The 16,351-nt window shown below is 75.3% G+C and carries 12 protein-coding genes; 7 read left to right on the forward strand and 5 right to left on the reverse strand.

Translation table 11 applies throughout. The features are described 5' to 3' along the window. Window positions 1-56 precede the first annotated feature (56 nt). The 5 genes from MUK52_RS28605 (at window position 57) to MUK52_RS28625 (ending at window position 6,377) form a co-directional block, all read left to right on the forward strand. The gene (locus tag MUK52_RS28605; protein WP_114056272.1) at window positions 57-308 is read left to right on the forward strand and encodes a DUF6225 family protein; all 252 of its coding nucleotides are present in this window, start codon (window positions 57-59) and stop codon (window positions 306-308) included. A gap of 115 nt (window positions 309-423) precedes the next feature. Continuing rightward, window positions 424-1,899, forward strand: coding sequence for a glutamate synthase subunit beta (locus MUK52_RS28610; protein WP_284581244.1), 1,476 nt, complete (start codon window positions 424-426; stop codon window positions 1,897-1,899). 21 nt (window positions 1,900-1,920) lie between these two features. Continuing rightward, entirely contained in the window at window positions 1,921-3,933 is a 2,013-nt protein-coding gene (locus MUK52_RS28615; protein WP_284581246.1) for a prolyl oligopeptidase family serine peptidase, read from the forward strand. 49 nt (window positions 3,934-3,982) lie between these two features. Continuing rightward, the gene (locus MUK52_RS28620) at window positions 3,983-5,290 is read left to right on the forward strand and encodes an MFS transporter (protein ID WP_284581248.1); all 1,308 of its coding nucleotides are present in this window, start codon (window positions 3,983-3,985) and stop codon (window positions 5,288-5,290) included. A 193-nt stretch (window positions 5,291-5,483) separates the two neighbouring features. Further along, window positions 5,484-6,377 carry a calcium-binding protein gene (locus MUK52_RS28625; RefSeq protein ID WP_114056269.1) on the forward strand — a complete coding sequence of 298 codons (894 nt, stop codon included), beginning with the start codon at window positions 5,484-5,486 and terminating at the stop codon, window positions 6,375-6,377. A gap of 79 nt (window positions 6,378-6,456) precedes the next feature. On the opposite strand, the gene MUK52_RS28630 is transcribed toward MUK52_RS28625, so the two are convergent. Together MUK52_RS28630 and MUK52_RS28635 are read right to left on the reverse strand one after the other, a co-directional pair. Beyond that, on the reverse strand, window positions 6,457-8,796 hold the full coding sequence (locus tag MUK52_RS28630) for an Orn/Lys/Arg family decarboxylase (protein ID WP_114056268.1): 2,340 nt from the start codon (window positions 8,794-8,796) through the stop codon (window positions 6,457-6,459). A 148-nt stretch (window positions 8,797-8,944) separates the two neighbouring features. After that, window positions 8,945-10,234 (reverse strand): PA0049 C-terminal domain-containing protein, encoded by a 1,290-nt coding sequence (locus MUK52_RS28635; protein ID WP_284581251.1) that lies wholly within the window; start codon window positions 10,232-10,234, stop codon window positions 8,945-8,947. A gap of 159 nt (window positions 10,235-10,393) precedes the next feature. On the opposite strand from MUK52_RS28635, the gene MUK52_RS28640 reads away from it, so the two are divergent. Next, the gene (locus MUK52_RS28640; protein WP_174250418.1) at window positions 10,394-10,630 is read left to right on the forward strand and encodes a chaplin; all 237 of its coding nucleotides are present in this window, start codon (window positions 10,394-10,396) and stop codon (window positions 10,628-10,630) included. Window positions 10,631-10,759: 129 nt separating this feature from the next. Here MUK52_RS28640 and MUK52_RS28645 read toward each other — a convergent pair whose 3' ends face one another. From MUK52_RS28645 to MUK52_RS28655, 3 genes are all read right to left on the reverse strand, one after another. Next, the gene (locus tag MUK52_RS28645; RefSeq protein WP_284581254.1) at window positions 10,760-12,193 is read right to left on the reverse strand and encodes a GH1 family beta-glucosidase; all 1,434 of its coding nucleotides are present in this window, start codon (window positions 12,191-12,193) and stop codon (window positions 10,760-10,762) included. Between the two features lie 163 nt (window positions 12,194-12,356). Beyond that, complete coding sequence (locus MUK52_RS28650) at window positions 12,357-13,001, reverse strand: hypothetical protein (RefSeq protein ID WP_114056264.1); 645 nt, start codon at window positions 12,999-13,001, stop codon at window positions 12,357-12,359. Between the two features lie 134 nt (window positions 13,002-13,135). After that, window positions 13,136-14,038 (reverse strand): NAD-dependent epimerase/dehydratase family protein, encoded by a 903-nt coding sequence (locus MUK52_RS28655; RefSeq protein ID WP_114056263.1) that lies wholly within the window; start codon window positions 14,036-14,038, stop codon window positions 13,136-13,138. 344 nt (window positions 14,039-14,382) lie between these two features. Between MUK52_RS28655 and MUK52_RS28660 the strand changes: the two genes are divergently transcribed. Continuing rightward, on the forward strand, window positions 14,383-16,311 hold the full coding sequence (locus MUK52_RS28660) for a choice-of-anchor R domain-containing protein (RefSeq protein WP_162793254.1): 1,929 nt from the start codon (window positions 14,383-14,385) through the stop codon (window positions 16,309-16,311). Window positions 16,312-16,351: the final 40 nt, after the last annotated feature.

Consider the following 16,351-nt stretch of genomic DNA (forward strand, 5'->3'; position numbering starts at 1 on the left):
GGTGGAACGGCGCGGCGCCACCACCCGGGGCCCCGGCCGGCCCTACTGTCTGCCGCATGGCTGAGACCTTCGACCACAACCCGCAGGTATGGACCGCCGGACGGCTGCGCGAGGCGCTTGCCGCTCTTCCCGACGAGACCCCGATCCACATCGGCGTCGCGGACAGCCCCGGCGATTTCGACAGTTACGGCGACCACGTACTGGTGGCCGCCGAGCCGGTGGAGCTGGAGATCGGCGGAGAGGCTTTCGTGCAGTTCACCCTCTTCGCCGATGCCCTGGCCGGCGTCTACCACCGCGAGGTGGAGTGACGGTGCCGGGTGCGGGCCCGGGTGCGGGCCCGCACGCCGTCCTTCGACGGGAAGAGCCGGGCCCGGCGACGTAGCCTGGTCTGAACGCCCGCCCGCACACCCGGGGAGGCGGCGCATGACCGACCCGTCCGGATTCCTGCACACCGCACGCAGCCCCGTTCCGCCCCGGCCCGCCGAGGAGCGGCTCGGGGACTGGCGCGAGGTGTACGCCGGGCAGGTGCTGCTGCCCCTCGTGTCCGCCCAGGCCAACCGCTGCATGGACTGCGGGGTGCCGTTCTGCCACGGCGCGTGCCCGCTGGGCAACCTGATCCCCGAGTGGAACGCGTACGCCGCCCGCGGGGACTGGCGGGCGGCCTCGGACCGGCTCCACGCCACCAACAACTTTCCCGAGTTCACGGGGCGCCTCTGTCCGGCTCCCTGCGAGGACGCGTGTGTGCTGGCGCTTGAGGGCGCCCCGGTGACCATCAAGAACGTCGAGCAGGCCATCGCCGACCACGCGTGGGAGAGCGGGTACGTCGGCCCGGCGCCGCCCGGCAGGCACAGCGGGCGGAGCGTGGCGGTGATCGGTTCCGGGCCGGCCGGGCTCGCCGCGGCGCAGCAGCTGACGAGGGCGGGGCACACCGTCGTCGTCTACGAGCGCGACGACCGGGTCGGGGGGCTCCTGCGGTACGGCATTCCCGCGTTCAAGATGGAGAAGTCGCACCTGGAGCGGCGGATCGCACAGATGCGGGAGGAGGGCACCGTCTTCCGCACCGGGTGCGAGGTGGGGGGCGGGGTGGATGCGGCGGAACTGCGTCGGCGCCATGACGCCGTCGTCGTCGCCGTCGGGGCCGGGCAGGCCAGGGATCTGGACGTCGGGGGGAGGGAGCTGGCGGGAGTGCACCAGGCGATGGAGTACCTGGTGTGCGCCAACCGGGTGGGGGAGGGGGACGCCGCCGAGCCGCGGATCACGGCCGAGGGGCGGCGCGTCGTCGTGGTGGGGGGCGGGGACACCGGGTCCGACTGCGTCGGGACCGCGCTGCGGCAGGGCGCCCTGTCGGTCGTGCAGATCGACATCAACCCCGAGCCGGGGAGCGGACGGGCCGGCCATGAGCCGTGGCCCGTGTACCCGAAGGTGTACCGGATCTCGCATGCGCACGAGGAGGCCCGCGGGCGGCAGGGGGCCGACCCGCGGCTGTTCGCCCTGGCCACGCTGCGGTTCGAGGGCGACGCCGGCGGGCGGGTACGCGCCCTGCACCTGACCCGGGTCGAACCGCAGGACCGCAGCCCCGTCCCGGGGACCGGGCAGGCCGTCGAGGCCGAACTGGTCCTGCTGGCGCTCGGCTTCTCGGGACCCGACCGTGCTTGCCGGCTGGAAGGGCAGCTGGGGCTGGTACGGGACGGGCGCGGCGCCTTCGCCCGGGACAGCGGGTTCGCGGCGCCCCGTGCGGAGGGGGTGTTCGTCGCCGGCGACGCCGGGCGCGGGCAGTCCCTCGTGGTGTGGGCGATCGCCGAGGGGCGGGCCGCGGCCGCCGCCGTCGACTCCTATCTGACCGGGCGGACCGAGCTGCCTGCGCCGGTGCGTGCCGACGACCGGCCACTGACGGCCTGACCGGCACGGCACAATCATCGGGTGACCGAAGACCCGTATGTGTGGCTGGAAGACGTGGAAGGCGCGACCGCGCTGGCGTGGGTCGCCGAGCGGAACGCCGAGACCGCCGCCGTGCTCGCCGCCGACCCCCGGTTCGACGCCCTGCGGGCCGAGCTGCGGGAAGTCCTCGACGACGCCGAGCGGATCCCCTACACCGTCCGCCGCGGCGGACACCTGTACAACTTCTGGCGCGACGCCGGCCGCGCCAAGGGCGTGTGGCGGCGCACGACCCTGGAGCAGTACCGCAAGGACGAACCCGCCTGGGAGATCCTCCTCGATGTCGACGCGCTCGCCGCGGCCGAGGGGGAGGAGTGGGTCTGGGCCGGCGCGTCCGTGCTCCGCCCCGCGTACCGGCGCGCCCTGGTGATGCTCTCCCGGGACGGCTCCGACGCCGTCGTCGTGCGCGAGTTCGACCTGGAGCGGCGGGAGTTCGTCGAAGGGGGCTTCCGGGTCGCCGAGGCGAAGACGCGGATCGGCTGGATCGACGAGGACACCGTCTTCGTGGGGACGGACTTCGGGCCCGGCTCGCTGACCGCGTCCGGATACCCGCGCACCGTGCGGCGCTGGCGGCGCGGCACCCCGCTGGAGGACGCGCAGACCGTGTTCGAAGCGGAGGCCGGCGATGTGTCCGCCTCCGCCTGGCACGACCCGACACCCGGCTACGAGCGGTCCTTCGTCTCCCGTTGCACGGACTTCTTCCGGTACGAGGTCCACCTGGTCGACGGGGAGCGGCTCGTGCGGATCGACGTGCCCGACGACGCCGGGAAGTACGTGTGGCGCGAGTGGCTCGTCGTCACCCCCAAGAGCCCGTGGCTCGGACAGCAGGCCGGGTCGCTGCTCGTCTTCGACTTCGAGGCCTTCCTGGCCGGCGACCGCACGCCGCAGGTGCTGTTCGCGCCCGACGGGCGGACCGCTCTCGCCGGGCACTGCTGGACCCGCCGCCACCTGGTGCTGGACACCCTCGCCGATGTCGCGACCCGGTTGGAAATCCTCACCCCCGGGCCCGGCGGGTGGAGCCGGCGGCCGCTCGCCGAGGTGCCGCCGCTGTCGTCGGCCGCGATCACCGACACCGACGCGCACGCCTCCGACGAGTTCTTCCTCGACGTGTCCGGCTTCCTCCAGCCGTCCACCCTCACGTACGGGCACATCGGCGCCGACTCGGAGGTGCTGAAACAGGCCCCCGCCCGCTTCGACACGTCCGGCCTGGCCGTGCGGCAGTTCTTCGCCCGCTCCGCGGACGGCACCGCCGTCCCGTACTTCGTCGTCGGCCCCGAGGAGCAGGACGAGCCCGGGCCCGCCCTGCTGTACGGGTACGGCGGCTTCCGCGACCAGCAGACGCCCGGCTACGACGCCGTCACCGGGCGCGCCTGGCTCGCCCGCGGCGGCACGTACGCCGTCGCCAACATCCGCGGCGGCTCCGAGTACGGGCCCGACTGGCACCGCGCCGCCCTCGGCGCCGACCGGGTGCGGGCCTTCGAGGACTTCGCGGCCGTCGCCGCCGATCTCACCGCCCGCGGCATCACCGCCCCGAGCCGGCTCGGCATCACCGGCGCCAGCAACGGCGGCCTCCTCATGGGCGCCATGCTCGTCCGCAACCCGGAGCTCTTCGGCGCCGTCGTCGCCCGCGTGCCCCTGCTGGACATGCTCCGCTACCACCGGCTGCTCGCCGGCGCCTCCTGGACCGCCGAGTACGGCGACCCGGACAACCCCGCCGACCGCCCCCACCTGGAGGCCATCTCCCCGTACCACAACCTCGCCGCGGACCGCCCCTACCCGCCGGTGCTGCTCATGACCTCCACCCGCGACGACCGCGTCCACCCCGGACACGCGCGCAAGGCCGCCGCCCGGCTCCGCGCGCTCGGCCACCGCGTCCTCTTCCACGAGAACACCGGCGGCGGCCACGGCGGCGCCTCCGACAACGAGCAGGCCGCCGCGAACGAGGCGCTCGCCTTCACCTTCCTCTGGCAGCACCTGGGGGAGGCCGCCGCACCCTGACCGAAAACCCTTTGCCGGGGCGCCTGGGCGTCACCCACGATGAACGGCTGTGAGTACCGCCTTCCTGTCCCGGCTCCTGCCCGACCTCGCCCCCTGGCGCTCCAGCCGGGACTTCCGCACCCTGTTCTTCCAGGGTGCGATCACCTTCTTCACCTCGTTCATGGCGATGATCGCGCTGCCGCTGCAGATCAAGCACCTGACGGACTCACCGCTGGCCGTCGGAGCGATGGGCGCGGTGGAGCTCGTCCCGCTCGTCGTCTTCGGCCTCTACGGCGGCGCGCTCGCCGACGCCCTCGACCGGCGGCGGCTCATCATGCTCAGCGAGGCCGGGCTCGGCGTGCTCGCGCTGCTCCTGCTCGTCAACGCCCTGCTGCCCGAGCCGCTGCTGTGGCCGCTGTACGTCGTCGCCGCCGGGGTCTCCGCGCTCGCCGGGCTCCAGCGGCCCGCGCTGGACTCGCTCATGGCGCGGATCGTGCCGCACGAGCAGATGACCGCGGCCGCCGCGCTCAACGCCCTGCGCTACCAGATCGGCGCCATCGCCGGGCCCGCCGCGGCCGGCATCGTCGTCGCCTCCGCGGGCTACGCCGCCGCGTACGCCGTCACCGTCGCCGGCTTCGCCGTGTCCGTCCTCCTGTGCACCCGCCTGGCGCCCGCCCCGCCGTCCCCCGGAGCGGAACGGCCCTCCCTGCGCGGGATCGCCGAGGGCGCCCGCTACGCGTGGAGCCGCCCCGTGCTCCTCGGGACGTATGCCGTGGACCTGGCGGCGATGTTCCTCGCCTTCCCCCACACGATCTACCCCTTCCTCGCGGACGAGCTCGACGCCGTGTGGGCGCTCGGCCTCATGTACTCCGCGGGCGCGGTCGGCTCCCTGCTGCTTGGCATGACCAGCGGCTGGACCTCCCGGATCCGCCGGCACGGCCTGTTCGTCGTGTGCGGCGCGGCCGTCTGGGGCGGGGCCATCGCCGCCGCCGGGCTGTCGGCGGACATCTGGCTCGTGCTGCTGTGCCTGGCCGTCGCCGGCGCCGGCGACATGCTCAGCGGGCTCGGCCGCGCGACGATCTGGAACCAGACCATTCCGGAGGAGCTCCGCGGACGCCTCGCCGGCATCGAGGTCCTCTCGTACAGCGTCGGCCCCCAGCTGGGCCAGGTCCGCGCCGGCGCCATGGCCGGCTGGACCGGCACCCGCTCGGCGTTCTGGGGCGGCGGGCTGCTGTGCGTCGGCGCCGTCGCCGCCCTGACCGCCCTGCTGCCCTCGCTGGTGACGTACGACTCCGAGACCGACGAGGACGCACGGCGGCGACGGGCAGCCCGCGAGGCCGGCGCGGCGGAGGAACGCGAGGCCGGCACCGCGGCCTGAACCCGGCCTTGCGCGCCCCGCACACCGGCGCACGCCGGTGGCAAGGGGCGCATGCAGGGCTGATGCGCCCGCAGGGAGCCAATCGAAGGGACTTCGCCCGGACATCCGGACCATTCGTTGCATCCGCCGCATTGCGTACCTATGGTCCACAGGCGTTCGACGTTGGCTTCCCACGCGACCACCGGAGGTCCGTATGCCCGTCCGTACATCCCCCATGATCCTGGCGGCCGCCGCGCTGCTCTCCCTCGGGCTGCCGGCGGTGGCCGCGGACGCGGCCGAGGAGGCGACCTGCTTCGGCCGCACCGCGACGATCACCGGCACCGGGAAGATCACCGGCACGGAGGGCGACGACGTCATCGTCGGGTCGGCCGCGGCGGACACCATCGACGGGCTCGGCGGCAACGACCTGATCTGCGGTCTCGCCGGCGACGACACCCTGGCCGGAGGCCTCGGCAACGACCAGCTGGACGGCGGCGAAGGCTCCGACGTCGTACGCGGCGACCTGATCGGCACCCGGACGGACGTGGAGGGCGGCGGCAACGACATCGTGTTCGGCGGCCCGGGCGACGACCGGCTGGGCGGCGACAGCATCGCCTTCGGCGCCAGCGCCTCGGGCGGCGGCAACGACATGCTGTTCGGCGGCGACGGCAACGACGCCATCATCGGCGACAGCCGGGGCGGCATCCAAGCCTCGGGCGGCGGCAACGACGTCCTCGACGGCGGCGCCGGCGACGACGAGCTGACGGGCGACTCCTCCGCGGAGGGCACCGCCACCGGCGAGGGCAACGACGTCCTCATCGGCGGCCCCGGCAAGGACACCATCATCGGCGACAACGTCTCGGGCCACGCCGCCCGGGGCCGCGGCGACGGCGCCTCGCCGGCCCCGGCCGCGTCCCCGGGCCGCCCCTCCCGCCCGGCCTCCCCCGCGCCGGCGAACCCCGCGGCCCCCGCCCCCGACCCGGCAGCCGACGCGGCGACGGGCGGCAACGACGTCATGGACGGCGGCGACGAGGCAACCGACTCCTGTGACGGCAAGGGCGGCTCGGACGTCGCCCTTGCCTGCGAGACGACTGCGAACGTCCCGTAGGGCGCCGTCGGCCCCGACCCGCCGCAGGGGGGCGTCCCGCCGGACGGCCGGTGGGACGCCCCCCCTGCAGCCGGGGCGGTCAGGGCTGTCGGCGGAGGCATTCGATCTGGTAGTCGCCCGTTTCCGGGTCGATCGTCACGCCGTGGGCCTCGCTGTGGAAGCCCGGGAACGTGCGGTCGAATGATTCCAGGGCGCGGAGGTAGCGGAGCAGGGGGCCCGTTTCGGTGCCGGTCGACTCGCCGGGCATCAGGACCGGGATGCCGGGCGGGGTCACCGTCACCATGGCCGCCGCCACCCGGTTTGCGGCGTCGGCCAGCCTGACGCGCTCGGTGCCGCCGCGGATGAGCTGCTGGTAGCAGGCGCGGGGCGGGGCGACCGGCTCGGGCAGCTCCTGGAAGGCCGTGTCCAGGGCGGTGATCAGCTCGGCGTGCGTGAGGTGCTCGTGCATGCGGGTGCACAGGCCGCGCAGGGTGGTGCCGGCGTAGGGCCTGGGGAACTGCCCGACCAGGTCCGGCAGGACCCGGTCGAGCGGCGCGTCCGCGTCGTGGAGCGCCTTGAAATCCATGAGGGCGTCCATCAGGGTGCCCCACTTGCCCTTGGTGATGCCCATGGAGAACAGCACCAGCGCGGTGTAGCTGTCGGTCTTCTCCACCACGATGCCGCGCGCCGCCAGGTACGCGGTGAGGATGCGGGCCGGGATGCCCCACTCCTGCGTCTCCCCGGTGGCGGTGACGCCCGGGCAGGTCAGGGTCACCTTGACCGGGTCGAGCAGGCAGTAGCCTTCGGTCAGGTCGCGGAAGCCGTGCCAGGCGGCGCCGGGCTCCAGGTGCCAGCAGCTCGGCTCGCGGCTCAGCAGCGCCGCCGGTGCCTCGGCGAACGGCAGGCGCTCGCCGGTGGCCGGGTCGGTGACGGTGTCCGGCTGCCAGACGCCGAAGAACCAGTCGGGCCGGTCTCCGGCGGCCGCGATCCGCCGGCCCGTGCGCACGACGGCCTGCCGGAACCGGATCGCCTCGGTCACCGCCTCGTCGACCAGCCACTGCCCCTGCGGCCCGTCCATCATCGCTGCCGCCACGTCCAGCGAGGCGATCGCCGGGTACAGCGGGGACGTCGTCCCGTGCATCATGAACGCCTCGTTGAACCGCTCGTGTTCGACGGGTGCCCGCGGCGCCGACCGCACGTGCACCATCGCGCACTGGGACAGCGCCGCCAGCAGCTTGTGGGTCGACTGCGTTGCGAACACAGTGGGCCGCTCGGGCCCTTCGACGGAGTCCGGGAAGGTGTCCGGGCCGACGGCCATGCCGTACCGGCCCGCGTACAGGGGATGGAAGCGTGCGTACGCGAACCAGGCCTCGTCGAAGTGGAGGCGCGGCGTGCTCGGGGCGAGGGCGCGGGCGGCCGCGACCGTGTCGTAGCACAGCCCGTCGTACGTGGAGTTCGTCAGCACCGCGTACTGGGCGTCCCGCGAGAGCGCCCCGGTGGTGAGCGGGTTCGCGGCGATCCGCGCGGCGACCGCCGCCGCGTCGGTCTCGGCCGGGGGGAGGGGCCCGGCCAGCCCGTAGCCGTTCCGGGTCGGCACCAGGTAGACAGGGCGCGCGCCGGAGATGACCAGGCCGTGCAGCACGGACTTGTGGCAGTTGCGGTCGACGAGCGCGATCTCGTCCGAGGTGACGCTGTAGTGGCCGACCATGCGGTCCGCGGTGGAGTCGCCGTGCAGGACGAAGTAGGTGCGGTCGGCGCCGAAGATGCGGGCGGCGTTCCGCTCGGCCTCGCCGATCGGCCCGTTGTGCTCGAAGAGCGACCCCAGCTCTCCGACGGAGATCGACAGGTCGCTGCGGAAGAGGCGCTCGCCGTAGTAGTCGAAGAACGCCCGGCCGGCCGGGGACTTCAGGAAGGCGACGCCGCCCGAGTGGGCCGGTGTGTGCCAGGAGTACTCGTGCGCGTCGTCGAAGCGGCGCAGGGCCTTGAAGAACGGGGGCAGCAGGTCCCGGTGGTAGTTCCGGGCCGCGGTGCCGACGCGCCCGGCGATGAAGGACGGGGTGTCCTCCAAGGGCCAGATGTAGCCGACGACGGCCTCGGAGACCCACAGGGGCAGCCGCTCCAGGTCCTGGTCGCACTCGTCGGCCATGACGAGGAAGACCGGCAGGTCCTTGAAGCGGCGCCCGATGTGGCGCAGCACCTCGCCCCCGCCGCCCGCCTCGGCGGGAGCGCCGGCCCCGCCCGGCAGGTCCCAGGCGATGACGGCAGCGCAGAGGCCCGCCTCCGTGCGGAGTGCGGCCCGGGCGTCGGCTGCGGTGGCCGCCCACCGCAGCTCCAGGCCCTCGTTCTCCAACTCCTTGCCGATGCGGCGGATCTGCTCGGCGCTGACGCCGCCGCCGAGGGGGTTTTCACGCAGTGCCAGCAGGACCGTGCCGTTCGCCATGGGCGTCCGCTTTCCGTGGGGTGTGCCGATTGTCTGAGGTGCGACAGTGTTACGGCTCGGCGGCACCGGCCGCTGCCCGCCTGCGGAGCTTCACCCGCAGGTGGGCGCGTTGGACGGCGGCCTTGACGGGCAGGCTCGGCGGCCCGGTTCAGCGGCGCGCGGCGGCGTGTGCGAGGACGGCGCGGACCTCGTCGGCGATGGCGGTCTCGTTGTCCTCGAACTCGGGCCCGGTCAGCGCCTGGGGGTCGGCGGGCAGCCCGGTGAGCACGGGGGTGTGGAGGTGCCCGCCCGGCAGGTGCGGGCGCAGCACGCCGCGCAACCGGTTGCTGCGGTAGGCGACTTCGTTGGACAGGTAGCCGCCGCCTCCGCCCGCGACGGCCCGGGAGCCCGGGGTGGGCCCGTCGGTGCGGTCCACGGGGGCGGTGGCGCCCGCGGGGATCTCGGTGACCGACGGGTTGAGGCGGACCGGGTACGGGCTCTGCACGGCCGCCGTGACGGCGCCGGCGGGGAGGGTGGTGCGGATGAACTCGGGGCCCGGGCCGAGGCCGGGGGCGGTCACCGGGTGTTCGCGCGTTCCACCCGACAGGGCGCGGGTGTTGTCGGGGTACGGGTCGGCTGAGCGGTTGCGGCCCGCCCAGTCCTCCAAGGTGAACTCGCCCGGGTAGCCCTGGCTGACCGTGGTGATGGCGTCGGCGCTGCCGGGGCCGACGGCCAGGCGCGGCGTGAAGGCGCGCTCGACGATGCCGGCGTCGAAGTCGGCGTAGCGGACGGGGAGTACGACGGCGCGGACCTCGGCTGTGCTGCCGTCGGCGAGGGTGATGCGGCGGCCGTTGAGGCGGAGCGCGGCGGACCCGGAGGGGTTGGCGCGGCGTATCTCCCCGTCGAGTCCGAAGGGGTCGAAGCCGCTGATGAACACGCGCCGCACGCCCGGTGCGGAGCGGAAGGCGTTGTCGGCGAGTCCGCGCGAGGCGTCCTCGAAGCGGGTGCGCAGCGCAGCCCGGTCGACGGCGAACTCCGGTTCCCAGCGGGCGAGGTGCGCCGTCATGGCGACGCGGGCCCAGTACAGCGGGCGGTCGTCGCCCGAGGCGAGGCCACCGCCCGGCCGCCGGCCCTGTGCGCGGTGGACTGCCGCCTCCCACAGGGCGGTTCCCCAGGCGTCGAGCAGCCGGCCGGCCTCGGCGGGGCCGCGGGCCGAGCACAGGGCGGCGGGGAAGCGGGCCGTGAAGGCGCCGAGGCCGCCGCCTTCGACGAGGGCGGCGGTGCGGGGGTCGGCGAGCCGGGCCTGTTCGGCGTCCAGGGGTGCGGCGGGGGAGGTGCGGCACGAGTGCGTGGCGGAGCCGTCCGCGTGGGCGGGGGAGGCAACTGCTGTGGAGGCGAGGGTCGCGAGGAGGGCCGCGGCGGACGCGGCACGCCGTAAGGACATCATGCGGTGTGACATTACATAGAGCGTGCCGCCGCTCACCAGACACCCGTGTCCCACCCGCACGTTCGTGCCCATGGATCCGGACACCGCCCACGGGCGGGTGAATCGGGCTGGTACGCGGCGGATTGGTATGAGATGGGCCGCGCACACCCGCTCACTCGATGGGAGACCCACATGAAGATCCGCACCATGGCCGCGGCAGCCTGCCTGGCCGTCTGCGCCACGCTCGGCGGGGTCGGATCCGCCGTCGCGGACAGCACGGCGAACGGCGCGGCCATCGGCTCGCCGGGCATTCTCTCGGGCAACGTGGTCCAGATCCCGATCCACATCCCGATCAACCTGTGCGGCAACAGCATCAACCTGGTCGGTGCGCTGAACCCGGCGGCCGGGAACGTCTGCGTCAACTCCTGACGCGGTGCGGTGGGCGGTGCCGCCGACAGGCTTCGGCGGCACCGCCCCCGCGTGTCCGGCGGTGCCGGGCGCGTCACGCCGCAGGGGGCGCCGCCGCCGGTCCGCCCCCGCCACCGGCCAGCCCCTCCGTCACCTGCCGCGCCCGATCACCCCGCGGTACCAGGCGTAGGAGTCCTTCGGGGTCCGGCGCAGCGTCGCGTAGTCGACGTGGACGAGGCCGAACCGCTGCCGGTGGCCCTCCGCCCACTCGAAGTTGTCGAGGATCGACCACACGAAGTACCCGCGGACGTCGACCCCTTCCTCCATCGCCCGGTGCAGCGCCCGCAGATGGCCGTCGTGGTACGCGATCCGGCGGGCGTCCGCGACCCGCCCGGTCACCGGATCCGGCCCGTCCCCGTACGAGCAGCCGTTCTCCGTGACGTACAGCGGCGGCAGGCGGTCGCCGTAGCGGCGGTGCATTCCGGTGAGGAGCTCCCGCAGGCCGTCCGGGACCACCGGCCAGCCGAAGTCGGTCCGCTCGTACCCCTCGATCTCCTGCAGCGCAAAAGGCAGTTCGGGCGGCAGCTCGACGCCGGCGTACGAACTCCTTTCCGTGCGAACGGCGTCCGCCGGCCGCGGGGCGCCGACGCGCACCGGGTTGTAGTAGTTGACGCCGTACCAGTCGAGCGGGGCCGAGATCGTCCGCAGGTCCTCCGCGACCGGGCCCGGCATCATCGAGGCCAGGCCCTCGTCGGGGTAGCTTCCGGTCAGGACCGGGTCGGCGAACATCCGGTTCGTCAGCAGGTCGTACAGATCGGCCGCCGCCCGGTCCTCCTCGCCGTCCCCCGCCGCCCACACGGGGCTGTGCGAGGCGGCGATGCCGATCCGCTGCGCCCCGGCCGCGCGCAGCGCCTGCACGCCGAGGCCGTGGGCCAGCAGTTGGTGGTGGGCCGCCGGGAGGGCGCCGAAGAGGAGCCGCTTGCCCGGCGCGTGCTCCCCGATGCCGTAGCCGAGGAGCGTGACCTCGGCGGGCTCGTTGACGGTGATCCACATCGGAACCCGGTCGGCCAGCCGCTCGGCGACCACCGAGGCGTACGCGGCGAACCGCTCGGCGGTGTCCCGGTTCAGCCAGCCGCCGCGCTCCTCCAGCGCCAGCGGGGTGTCCCAGTGGAAGAGGGTGGGGGCGGGCGCGATGCCGCGGGCGCACAGCTCGTCGACGAGCCGGTCGTAGAAGTCCAGCCCCGCCTCCTCGACCGGGCCGCGGCCGTCGGGCAGGATCCGCGGCCAGGAGACCGAGAACCGGTAGGCGCCGACGCCGAGCCCGGCCATGAGGGCAACGTCCTCGCGGTAGCGCTCGTAGTGCCCGCAGGCCGTGTCCGCGAGGGTGCCGTCCTTGATGCTGCCCGGCCGGCGCGTGAAGGCGTCCCAGACGGAGGGGCCGCGGCCGTCCGCGGCCGTCGCCCCCTCCACCTGGAAGGCGGAGGCCGATACGCCCCACAGGAAGTCGGAGGGGAACTCCGGCAGCGGCGCGGGCCGGGAGGCGGGGACCGGTGCGGGGCGGGGGCCGGGCAGGCGTGCGGTCATACGGGGCTCACTTCGGTCGCGGGGGTGCGCAGGGCCGCCGGGGCGGTGCGCGCGTGCGGTGGCGCGGAGCGGTGCTGCACCGACTCTTCGCCGCGGGGGGCCGCCCTGTCAACGGAAAGATGAACACTTCTCAACTTCGGTGCGCCGGCGGGACCCGCGGCCGCTACGAGGCGGCGGCCCGGGCGCCGATCCCGGACAGCTCCAGCGCCCTCAGCATCGCCGGCAGGTCCCAGTCGTCGTCGTGCGGGCTCTGCGCCCGCTCCGCCAGCTGCTCCAGGTCCTCCGGCCGGAGCCGGTAGCCCTCCGCCGCGGCCAGCAGCTCCTCCCCGACGGCGCGCGCCACGCCCAGCTCCCGGTGGATCTCGTCGCCGGCGAACCGCCCGATGCCGCAGTCCAGGCCGTCGTCCTCCAGCGTCTCCGGATAGGGGGCGCGGGCCCAGGCACCGGCCTCGTACCAGTACACGCAGCCCAGCTGCGCCCCCTCCAGCAGGTCGTCCAGGGTGGCGCGGGGCAGCCAGCCGGGGGCCCCGGCGAGCATGTCCACGGCCGGCTCGTGCCACTTCACACCGCTCGACTCGTCCTCGCCGTACAGCGCGTAGCGCCCGCCGCCCAGCGGCTGGTACGTCCACCAGGTGCAGCCGCCGTCGTCGAGGTGCAGGCCCCCGGCGTCGACCCACGTGCCGGAGCGGTGGACTCCGAGGCCCTCGTCCTCGGTCGACGCCTGCAGGACGGCGGCCAGTGCCCACCGCGCCCACAGCGCCTCCGCTGCGGGCAGGTCCCCGGGACGCCCCGGCCGGTGAATCGTCATGGGTGGAACTCCTCCTGTCGGCGCCGGCTCCCGCCGGCATGATCACAACCACCCCTGAGGACTGCTCCGGCGGTCGGCCGGTTCCCTCCGCCACGGGGCCGGCGCCGGGGAACGGCCGTGCGGGCGTGCCTCCCTCAGCGGGCCCGGCCTGCCCCCGGGCCGGGCCGCCGGGGCGTCCAGCCGAGCTGCGCCGTCGCCTTGGCGTGCGAGACGCGCAGCGCCGTGTCGAGCATCAGGTCGCCGAGGTACGGGACCGCGCGGCGCAGCAGCCATCCCGGCAGGCGAGGCGACCGCCGACCGCCGCGCGCGAGGCCGGCGGCCTCGCCCCACGTGGCGGGCGCGTCGTCGACGATGTTGTATGCCTCTCCCGCGCCCCCGTGCTCCAGCGCGGCCACCGTCGCGGCGGCGGCGTCCTCGACGTGCACCCAGGACATGACACCGCCTCCGCCGACCGGTACGGGGACGGTGCCGCTCGACGGGTCCGGGTCGAACCAGGTGCCCGGCCCGTGGAAGACGCCGTACCGCAGGGCCGTGCCGGCGACGTGCCGGGCGGCGAACACGCGGCCCTCGACGGCGGTGAGCCCGTCGACCACGTGGTCGGAGACCGTGCCGCGGAGCACCCCGAACGGGTCGCGCTCGGTCAGCATCCGGTCGCCGTGGTCGCGGTAGCCGTAGCCGGTGACCAGGGACTGCGCCACGAAGCGGGTGGCGCCGAGCACGCCGGCCGCCTCCAGCAGGTGCTCGGTGCCCGCGGCGCGCAGCACGTTCGACGGGTCGTCGGCGGTCAGGGTCCGCTTCGGTGCCTTGAGCGCGGTCAGCTGGTGGACCACGGCGTCGGCGGTGCGGCCCTCGACCGCGCGCAGCAGGCCCTCCCGGTCGAGCGCGTCGGCGTGCACCGGTTCGGCCCCGAGGCCGCGGACGCGCTGCGCCGAGGCCTCGGACCGGGCCAGCGCCAGCACCTCGTGCCCTTCCGCGACCAGCATGCGGGTCAGGGGGCGGCCGATCGCCCCGGTCGCACCGGCCAGCAGCACCTTCATCGTTCTCTGCCTCCTCCGCGGCACCGGGGCGTCCGGCCCCGGCCGTGCCGCGCTCGCACGGTTGCCCGCGCCGCTCCGTGTGTCGCGTCGCGGCGCCTCTCCGCACTCCGGACCGGGCGGCCCGGCCGTTCGTGACAGCCGGGCGCACCGCGGTCATGTGACGTGTGCCACACCGGGTGGCTGGACGCGACGTCGGCGGTCGGCGGCCGGCCGCGGGTGTCACACCATCGGATGGAATCACCGCCCGCTCGGGTGGAACACGCCGCGGCGGCCCGGCGGCGCCGCCCCGGACGTGCACAGTGGGGGCCCGCCCCACCCCCCACCCGACAGAAGGGCCGCACCCTATGCCGTTCGCGACGGGCGTGCTCCCCGCCGTGCTGTCCGCCGTGCTCGCCGCGGCACCGTCCGCCGCGCCGCAGGCCCTGCCGTCCCCGGCCCCGCCGGGCGCTGCCGCCGGTCCGGCGCCCGGCGCCGCGGCGGCCCCGTACGACGGGCAGCCCCTGCACCCGACCGCCCTGTTCGGGGTGAAGTCCCCCGACCGCGCGGCCGCCCAGGAGTTCACCGTCGACAGCAGCCGCATCACCCGCGTGAGCGTCTACGTGGGCAGTGCGGCCGCCACCGGCAGCATCACCGCGCAGATCCGCCGCGACAAGGCCGACCCCGCGTCCGCCCTCGCCTCCCGCACCGTCACCCTCGCCTCCCTGGGCGGGGCGGGCGCCGGCTGGCTGGAGTTCCCCCTGAGCGCGGACGTCACCCCCGGCACCACCTACCACCTGCACCTCCAGGCGACGACCGCCGAGAGCGGCAACATCGCCTGGTACGGCACGAAGAACGCCGTCCCCGGCTCCCTCACCAGCTGGAACCACGACCGGGCCTACTGGGGCGGCTGGCACGCCGACCCCACCCGGCTCGCCTTCCACGTGAACCCCTCCGACGGCGAGCGCTGCGGCGAGACGGAGCCCTGCTACGTGCCCGCCACCGCCCTCGCCGCCCGCACCGCCGGCCTGCTCTCCAACGGCACCGCCGTCGAGGCCGTCGCCCCCTCCTTCGCGGTCGGCGCCTCCTACGTCGAAGGCAGCAGCGTGCTCCGCCTGCCGTCCGGCCGGTGGCGGCACCTGCCCGACGGGGCGACCGCCTCGGTTGTCGTCCCGGCCGGGGACCCCGGCGCCCGCGCACAGATCGAGGAGAGCCGCGCCTGGCTCGCCTCCGGCCGCGTCCCGGGCGCCGGCACGCCCCGGCAGGCCGCCGCGGAGCGCGCCCTGCTCTCGATGCGCGCGCTGCTCCGGCCGAACGGCGCCTTCGCCGCGGGCTGGGCGCCCGCCTGGGAGTACTCGTGGCCGCGCGACGGGGCGTTCGCCGCCGTCGCGTTCGCGGCCACCGGCCACGACGAGGAGGCGTACCGGATCCTGCGGTACGACGCCGCCACACAGCGCCCGGACGGCACCTGGGAGGCCCGCACCAAGCTCGACGGCAGCGGCCCGCCCGACGCCCGGGCCTGGCAGCTCGACGGCAGCGGCTGGGTGCCGTGGGCGACGTGGCACTGGCACCGGCAGGCCCCGGCCGCGGACCGCGGGGCGCGGCTGCGGGTGCTGTACCCCATGGTGCGCAAGGCCGCCGACCACGCCGCCGGCTCGCTCGGCGCGGACGGGCTGCCGCCCGCCTCCCCGGACTACTGGGAGCTGGGCACCGACAGCCCCAACATCGGCACCGCGGCCCCGCTGCTCGCCGGCCTCAACGCGGCAGCCGACCTCGCCGCCGGCCTCGGCGAGACGGGCGACCGGGACCGCTGGGCCGACGCCGCGCGGAGGCTCTCGGCGGGCATCGCCGCCTCCTTCGCCCCGGGCGGCTACCCGCGCACCGCCGACGGGCGGCACGGCCGCGACAGCGCCGCCGCGTTCATGGCGCCGCCGGTCAACGACGCCCCGCCGGGCCTGGCCGCGGCGCTGGACTCCACCCACCAGGCCCTGCTGCTGCCCAACGGAGGCCTCTCCCCGGGCAACGACCCCGGCTTCAGCTGGGGTTCGTACGCCTGGACCGCCAGCACCTCCTTCTTCGCGGTGGCCTGGGCGCACACCGGCGAGGGCGCCAAGGCGGACCGGGTGCTGGACTGGGTGCTGTCCAAGCGGAACGGGCTGGGCGAACTCCCGGAGACCGTCAACGGATCCGGCCGGCCCTCGGCGGTGGTGCCGCTCGGCTGGACCGGGGCGCTGCTGCTGATCGCCGCCCTCGCCCGGGACGGCGCCCCGCTCCCGGCGCCGCCGCTGCGGCCGTAGCGGCACGGGAGGGCGCCGGGCCCGGGAGGGCTCCGCGGGT

This window comes from Streptomyces sp. 2P-4, assembly GCF_030167965.1.
Taxonomy (GTDB): Bacteria; Actinomycetota; Actinomycetes; order Streptomycetales; family Streptomycetaceae; genus Streptomyces; species Streptomyces globosus_A.